The 6896-nt window shown below is 72.5% G+C and carries 6 protein-coding genes, 2 pseudogenes and 1 riboswitch; of the genes and pseudogenes, 4 read left to right on the forward strand and 4 right to left on the reverse strand.

Annotated features, from left to right (window positions below):
* Positions 1-272 (reverse strand): annotated as a pseudogene (locus tag ACZ7GZ_RS41620) (hypothetical protein); the annotation flags it as partial.
* Between ACZ7GZ_RS41620 and ACZ7GZ_RS41625 the strand changes: the two are divergent.
* Both ACZ7GZ_RS41625 and ACZ7GZ_RS41630 read left to right on the forward strand, forming a co-directional pair.
* Positions 271-768, forward strand: a pseudogene (locus tag ACZ7GZ_RS41625) (RNA polymerase sigma factor); the annotation flags it as partial. The pseudogenes ACZ7GZ_RS41620 and ACZ7GZ_RS41625 sit on opposite strands and share 2 nt — an antisense overlap.
* Positions 769-1180: 412 nt before the next feature.
* A complete protein-coding gene (locus tag ACZ7GZ_RS41630) occupies positions 1181-2167 on the forward strand; it encodes a CU044_5270 family protein (protein WP_471032872.1) in 987 nt (328 codons plus the stop codon).
* Between the two features lie 15 nt (positions 2168-2182).
* Here ACZ7GZ_RS41630 and ACZ7GZ_RS41635 read toward each other — a convergent pair whose 3' ends face one another.
* The 3 genes from ACZ7GZ_RS41635 to ACZ7GZ_RS41645 form a co-directional block, all read right to left on the reverse strand.
* Positions 2183-3031: a bifunctional 5,10-methylenetetrahydrofolate dehydrogenase/5,10-methenyltetrahydrofolate cyclohydrolase gene (locus ACZ7GZ_RS41635; RefSeq protein ID WP_471032874.1), complete on the reverse strand. Its 849-nt coding sequence runs from the start codon at positions 3029-3031 to the stop codon at positions 2183-2185.
* A gap of 25 nt (positions 3032-3056) precedes the next feature.
* A riboswitch (ZMP/ZTP riboswitch) is annotated at positions 3057-3137 on the reverse strand.
* A gap of 340 nt (positions 3138-3477) precedes the next feature.
* Positions 3478-3843: a nuclear transport factor 2 family protein gene (locus ACZ7GZ_RS41640; protein ID WP_471032876.1), complete on the reverse strand. Its 366-nt coding sequence runs from the start codon at positions 3841-3843 to the stop codon at positions 3478-3480.
* Between the two features lie 204 nt (positions 3844-4047).
* A complete protein-coding gene (locus ACZ7GZ_RS41645; protein WP_471032878.1) occupies positions 4048-4833 on the reverse strand; it encodes an acyltransferase domain-containing protein in 786 nt (261 codons plus the stop codon).
* Between the two features lie 251 nt (positions 4834-5084).
* On the opposite strand from ACZ7GZ_RS41645, the gene ACZ7GZ_RS41650 reads away from it, so the two are divergent.
* Entirely contained in the window at positions 5085-6173 is a 1089-nt protein-coding gene (locus tag ACZ7GZ_RS41650; RefSeq protein WP_471032880.1) for an S-(hydroxymethyl)mycothiol dehydrogenase, read from the forward strand.
* The gene (locus ACZ7GZ_RS41655) at positions 6173-6802 is read left to right on the forward strand and encodes an MBL fold metallo-hydrolase (protein ID WP_471032881.1); all 630 of its coding nucleotides are present in this window, start codon (positions 6173-6175) and stop codon (positions 6800-6802) included. The genes ACZ7GZ_RS41650 and ACZ7GZ_RS41655 overlap by 1 nt, the downstream gene beginning before the upstream one ends.
* Positions 6803-6896 lie beyond the last annotated feature (94 nt).

A 6896-nucleotide genomic window follows, 5' to 3' on the forward strand; every position in this document is an offset into this window, starting at 1 on the left:
CGGGCCAGCTCGGCGCGCATCAGCAGCGCCATCACGCCACCGATCAGGAAGAACGCGAACGAGGTGACCAGATAGAGCGTGCCGATCGTCTTGTGATCGGTGGTCGTCAGCCACCGCACCGCCCTGATGCCCCTGATGCCCTTGATGTTTCTGATCCTCTTCACGCCCCGCCTGTGTCCGCCCCCGGCCCACCGGTCACACTCGGGCGACGCGATGAGCATCACGGAAGAAGGGTGTGACGATCCGGGCGGTGCCGGACACGAACCGAACATGAGCAACGACGAGATCTTCGCCGCTGCCTATCGCGAGCACTACTGGGCGGTCAGCCGCTATGTCGCGCGGCGACTGCCCGGGCGGTCCGATGAGGTGGAGGAAGTGGTGGCGGAGGTGTTCACGGTCGCCTGGCGACGGCGGCGCGACCTGCCGGAGGCGCCGCTGCCCTGGTTGTACGGGGTGGCCCGCAACTGCCTGGCGAACGCGGTACGCGGTTACGGGCGGCGGCGCCGGCTGGTGGACCGGCTGGGCAACCACGAGGCCGCCCACGGCCGGCACATCGTGGACAGTCCGGACGCCGAGACCGCCGGCGCCTGGGTGCACGAGGCCCTGAACCGGCTGTCCCCGGCCGACCAGGAGGTACTGCGCCTCGCGGCCTGGGAGGAACTCGACGCCGGGCAGATCGCGGTCGCGCTGGGCTGCGGCAGACGCGCGGCGGCGATGCGCCTGCACCGCGCCCGCCGCCGACTGCGCACCGAGATCGACAGCCTGAACGAACGGCCGGTTTCCGGGGCGTCGGCCGACGAGACGCACCCCGCTCGGCGGACGTCTCCCGGCAGCCCGGCAGACGTGTCACTCCCCGCTCACTCCGTGCCTTCCGGCAGGCCGGCGGACACGTCGGTCTCTGTTCGGCGCCCGGCTGCCGGGAGTCCGGCAGACGTGTCACTCCCGGCTCAACCCATGCCTCCCGGGGTGCCGGCGGACGCGTCACCGTCCGGGCACCGCATGCCTCGCGAGGCGTCGGCGACCGCCCGGCCCGACGGACGGACGTCTGGTGACGGCAGGCGGCCGGCCGATCCGGCCGGTGCCGACGCCGAGACGCCCGCCGGGGACGGCGGTCCCGGCCGGCGATCACGTCCCGATTCCGCTGCCCCCGCCGGTGCACCCCCGCGCAAGGACCCCCGCCATGCCTGATGAACTCGACCTTCTCCGTCACGCCAACCCGGTTCCGGTCCACGGCCCGCACTTCGGTGACGGACCGCTGGACCACCGCGCCGAGCGGCGGCTGGAACTGCTGCTGCGTACGGACGAGCGCCGCCCCTCCCGGGCCGCCCCGCGCGCCCGGTTGCTGTGGGGCCTCGCCGCCACCGCCGTCGTTCTGGCCACCACCCTCACCGCGCTGCTCGGCGGCCCGAACGGTCAGCCCGCCGTCGCCGCGCCCCGACCGTTGGCCGTCCGGGCCCACTCCGCCGCCGTATCGCTGGACCGGATGGCCCAACTGGCCGCCACGGCCGCCGCGGACGGTTCGCCCGGCCTGCGCAAGGGCACCCATGTGCAGTCCTGGAGCCTCGGCATGAGCGACGGCGAACCGCCCGTGACCCTCCCGGAGGAGACCGTGGTGCGCTGGAACGCGGACGACAGCCACACCGAGGTCGTCGTGGCGACCGATCCGCGCCACCCGGGCCGCCCGGTCCTCACCGACGAGGGCGACGAGCCGCGGCTGGTGGAGGACGGCCATGTGCTGAGCCGGACCGCCTACCCGCCGAGCTGGAGCGACGCCCCGCCCGAGGCACGCCCCCCGCACGATCCGGCGGCCCTGCGGGCCTACCTCGCCGAGGCGGTCCACCCCGGCACAGGGTCCCTGACCACGGCCGAACTCCTCGACAGCGTCAGGGAGTTGCTGGACCACTGGACACTCGGCCCCCGAGAGTCGGCCGCGCTGGTCCGGGTCCTCGCGGACGCCAAGGGCCTGCGGCCCGTCGGACAGGTGACGGACCGGCTCGGGCGCCCCGGGCAGGCGTACGCGTACGACGTCCCCGGCGCCCGGCGCATGCTGATCCTCGATCCGCGCACCGGTGCGGTCCTCGGTCTGGAGGCCACCTTCAGCAAGGACGACTCCCGGTACGGCGTGCGGGCCGGGGACGTGATGGAGTACAGCGCCTGGCTGCGCTGACCTCGTACGCCGGCCTCAGGCGCCGGACTGCCGGGCGGCGGCCTCGACGGTCTGCTCCAGCAGCGTGGCGATCGTCATGGGGCCGACACCGCCCGGCACCGGCGTGATCAGCGAGGCCCACTCCACGGCGGAGTCGAAGTCGACGTCGCCGACGTTCCCCGGGTTGTAGCCGGCGTCGATCACCACGGCGCCCGGCTTGATGTCCTGCCCGCGGATCAGCCGCGGCCGGCCCACCGCGGCGACCACGATGTCCGCCTCGCGGACCGCCGCCGACAGGTCCGCCGTCCGCGAGTGGCAGTACGTCACGGTCGCGTCCCGGGCCAGGAGCAGCATGCCCACCGGCTTGCCGAGGATCGCGCTGCGGCCCACGACCACGGCCCGCTTCCCGGCGGGGTCGACGCCGTACTCGTCCAGGAGGCGCAGGATGCCGCCGGGCGTGCAGGAGACGAAGCCCGGCAGGCCGAAGCTCATCGTGGCGAACGAGGCGAACGTGACGCCGTCGACGTCCTTCTCGGGAGCGATCGCCTCGAACGCCGCGCGCTCGTCGATGTGCTCGCCGACCGGGTGCTGGAGCAGGATCCCGTGCACGGCCGGGTCGGCAGACAACTCCCGCAGGGTGCCGACGAGTTCGGCGGTCGTCGTGGTGGCGGGCAGGGCCACGTGCCGGGACCCGATGCCGGCCTTGCGGCAGCGGTTCTGCTTCATGCGGACGTAGGTCACGGACGCCGGATCCTCGCCGACGAGCACGGTCGCGAGACAGGGCGCGGTACCGGTCCGAGCGGTGAGGTCGGCGGCCTTCTTCGCGGTGTCCTCGACGATACGGCGGGCGAGGGCGGTGCCGTCCATGAGACGGGCCTGGGTCATGCTGCACACTCCTGGGCTGGATCGACTCTCTCGCCCAGGCGCGCGGCATCCACCACGGACCGCTCCCCGGTGGTACTCCACCTCAGCGCCAGTCACGGCCCGGGTACAGCGTAACCGAGCGCACGCACGCCCCTTGGCCCGCCCGTCGAAGCAGGCTCCCGTGGGGCCGGACGACGGGAGCCGGCGCTACCGACGCCGATCACGCCGCGCGCGAGGCGCCCGTGGCAGCGCGGCGGGATGCGGGCGAAGGCGCGCGGCTCTCAGCGCTGACCGAAGCAGCGCGGCGGACACGTACCGGCCCGCCGCGGAAGCCCGCGCCGGCCGCCGGGGGTGCGCCCGGGGCGTCCGCCCGAGGACCGCCCTGGCCGAGAAGGTCCAGGTCAGCCTGGAGGTGACCTGGACCCTGGCGAATCTCCTTCCGGCGCCTGTCATGTCACTGCGTGCGCCTACTCGTCCCACGCCTGGATGAGCAGCTGACTGGCAATCTTCCCGTCACGCAACGTGACCATCGACTCGGCCAGGACCCGGGTACCGTCACCGTACTGGCAGGACTCGGTGAACGCCGCGTGATCGCCCTGGACCACGCAGTGGTCCAGCTTGTGCGTCATGTCGCGGCTGTAGATGTCGTCCAGCAACTCGGCGATCTGACCCCGGCCGCGCAGCACGGTGGGGTGGCTGGGCTGGTGGTTGTGGTCGACGATGCGGATCTCGGCGTCGTCGGCGTACAGAGACAGAAGGGTGTTGCCGGTGTTCCCCTCTATGCCCCGGCGCAGTGTCTCGGTGTCGAAGCCGGAACCTGTCGCGGTGCCCATGGTGACCTCCTTCGGGCGCCCGCGGCCCGGCGGGGCGCGGACCACACGGACCCCCACCCTTCGAGGCTCCTCCGGCCCGGCGGCCACGGCAAGCGCAGACGTACGCCTCCGCCGGTGCGCCGCCTGTGCCGTACCGGTGCGCAGGCCGGCGCCGCCGGTCACGTCCCCGGTGGCACGGGCCTTGCGGGCTGGCACCCGGTTCCGTCACGGCCCTTGCCGGCCCGCGCTCGGCCCCGACCGCAGCAGCGCCCAGTCCCGGGACAGCGCGAAGGCCGCGGCCGTACCGTCGGCGAGGCAGTCCGTGAGACATTCCGGGAGCTGGCGGGTGAGCTGGTCTGCGGGGCCCAGTTCCAGCCAGGTGCGGACCCCGTCGCGGTGCAGCAGGCAGACGGCCTCCGCCAAGCGCAGCGGCGCGCGCCGCACCCAGAACTCCGGATCGGCGGTCTCGGTACCCACCGGCCGGGCCGTGACGTCGCAGAGCAAGGGGATGCGCGGCACCCGCGGGTGGAGCGTGGCGAGGGTGCGGCCGTAGGCGGCGAGGCTGCCGTCCAGGCCGGGGGAGCGCGGCCCCTGCGCCGGCCGGCCGCCCAGCAGGCGGGCCAGGGTGCCGACCGCGTGACAGGCCTCCGCCAGGGAGAACACACCCGCGGCGTATGCGGCGGCCATCCGCCCGGACGCGTGTCCGAACACCGCGTCCGGCCGGACGCCCCAGCTGTGCAGCAGCCGGTACTGCGCCACCTGGAGCGCGAAGACCGCCGGCCCGGCGAACGACTCCCGGTCCAGCAGTGCGGCCGTACGCGTGCCGCCGGCCGCGGACATCACGCATTCCAGCGGGAGTTCGAGATAGGGATCGAGGCGCGCGCAGATCTCGTCGAACGCGTCGGCGAACACCGGGAAGGAATCGCGGAGTTCACGCCCGCTGCCGGGCCGCGGTGCGGCGCCGGCCGAGAACAGGAATGCGGTGCGTCCAGTGCGGCCGTCGACAGACATGCCCCCATTGAGGCACGCCCGGGTCAGGTGCACACACCAGGCAAACTCCCGCAGCCTGCAAAAAGATTGCCATCATAGAATGGCGTTATTCGGTCAGATTCTTACGGAATTCCAACCGCTCCCAAGGAGTGAGGACCCGGCCGGTTCGCCCGGCGGCCGGAAAGATCCACGATCACCGCCGTGGTCCGTCCCGCTGCCGATCGGTCGCGCGTAGGGTCGGCGGGGAAGGCAACCGAGGAAGGGGTCAGACCATGGCGCAGGAAGTACGCGGCGTGATCGCACCGGGCAGGGACGAGCCCGTACGGGTCGACACGATCGTGGTACCGGATCCGGGACCCGGTGAGGCCGTGGTGCGCGTGCAGGCCTGCGGGGTCTGTCATACCGACCTGCACTACAAGCAGGGCGGTATCTCGGACGACTTCCCCTTCCTGCTCGGCCACGAGGCCGCCGGTGTCGTGGAGTCGGTCGGCGAGGGCGTGACCGATGTGACCCCCGGTGACTTCGTGGTCCTCAACTGGCGTGCCGTCTGCGGCAATTGCCGGGCCTGTCTGCGCGGCCGGCCCTGGTACTGCTTCAACACCCACAACGCCCGGCGGAAGATGACCCTCGCCGCCACCGGGCAGGAGCTCTCCCCGGCCCTCGGCATCGGCGCGTTCGCCGAGAAGACCCTCGTCGCCGCCGGCCAGTGCACCAAGGTCGACCCGGCCGTCTCTCCGGCGGTCGCCGGCCTGCTGGGCTGCGGCGTCATGGCCGGCATCGGCGCGGCGATCAACACGGGCGGTGTCGGCCGGGGCGACTCCGTCGCGGTCATCGGATGCGGCGGCGTCGGCGACGCGGCCATCGCCGGGTCGGACCTCGCCGGCGCGGCGAGGATCATCGCCGTGGACATCGACGACCGCAAGCTGGACAAGGCCCGCACCCTGGGCGCCACGCACACCGTCAACTCCAAGGAGACCGACCCTGTCGAGGCGATCCGCGAGCTGACCGGTGGCTTCGGCGCCGACGTCGTCATCGAGGCCGTCGGCCGCCCGGAGACCTACCGGCAGGCCTTCTACGCCCGCGACCTCGCCGGCACGGTCGTCCTCGTCGGCGTCCCCACCCCCGAGATGAAGCTCGAACTGCCCCTGCTGGACGTGTTCGGACGCGGCGGCGCCCTCAAGTCGAGCTGGTACGGCGACTGCCTGCCCTCCCGGGACTTCCCCATGCTGATCGACCTGCACCTGCAGGGCCGCCTCCCGCTCGACGCGTTCGTCACCGAGACCATCCAACTGGACGAGGTGGAAAAGGCGTTCGAGCGGATGCACCACGGTGACGTGCTGCGTTCGGTGGTGGTGCTCTGATGACCGTACGCATCGAACGCCTCGTCACCTCAGGGCAGTTCACCCTCGACGGCGGCACCTGGGACGTCGAGAACAACGTGTGGATCGTCGGCGACGAGCGGGAGGTGATCGTCATCGACGCCGCCCATGACGCCGAGGCCATCGCCCGCGCCGTCGACGACCGGCGCCTGATCGCCATCGTGTGCACACACGCCCACAACGACCACGTCAACGCCGCACCGGCACTCGCCGACCTCACCGGCGCCACCATCTGGCTGCACCCCGACGACCTGCCGCTGTGGAAGCAGACCCACCCCGACCGCGACCCCGACCGGCATCTCCTGGACGGCCAGGTCATCGAGGCCGCCGGCGCCGACCTGAGAGTGCTCCACACCCCCGGCCACGCCCCCGGCGCCGTCTGCCTGTACGACCCCGGGCTCGGCACCGTCTTCACCGGGGACACCCTCTTCCAGGGCGGCCCGGGCGCCACCGGACGCTCCTACTCCCACTTCCCGACGATCATCGGCTCCGTCCGGGACCGCCTCCTCACCCTCCCTCCGGAGACGAAGGTACTCACCGGCCACGGAGACGCCACCACCATCGGCGCCGAGGCGCCTCACCTGGAGGAGTGGATCAGGCGCGGACACTGAGCTTGTTATTTAACCTTTGCGAGCTTTGAGACGATTACGTTCGGCGATGGTCTGGGGGCGCCTGGTCGTTTTGCCCACGTCATGGCGGGTGGCC

It is taken from the genome of Streptomyces sp. NPDC037288 (assembly GCF_055603265.1).

What these genes read in the sequence shown, in the direction of transcription:
- ACZ7GZ_RS41640 (WP_471032876.1), bottom strand. Translation starts at nt 3,843, where the DNA reads ATGGGCACCGCGACAGGTTCCGGCTTCGACACCGAGACACTGCGCCGG.
- ACZ7GZ_RS41655 (WP_471032881.1), top strand. Translation starts at nt 6,173, where the DNA reads ATGACCGTACGCATCGAACGCCTCGTCACCTCAGGGCAGTTCACCCTC.
- ACZ7GZ_RS41630 (WP_471032872.1), top strand. Translation starts at nt 1,181, where the DNA reads ATGCCTGATGAACTCGACCTTCTCCGTCACGCCAACCCGGTTCCGGTC.
- ACZ7GZ_RS41645 (WP_471032878.1), bottom strand. Translation starts at nt 4,833, where the DNA reads ATGTCTGTCGACGGCCGCACTGGACGCACCGCATTCCTGTTCTCGGCC.
- ACZ7GZ_RS41650 (WP_471032880.1), top strand. Translation starts at nt 5,085, where the DNA reads ATGGCGCAGGAAGTACGCGGCGTGATCGCACCGGGCAGGGACGAGCCC.
- ACZ7GZ_RS41635 (WP_471032874.1), bottom strand. Translation starts at nt 3,031, where the DNA reads ATGACCCAGGCCCGTCTCATGGACGGCACCGCCCTCGCCCGCCGTATC.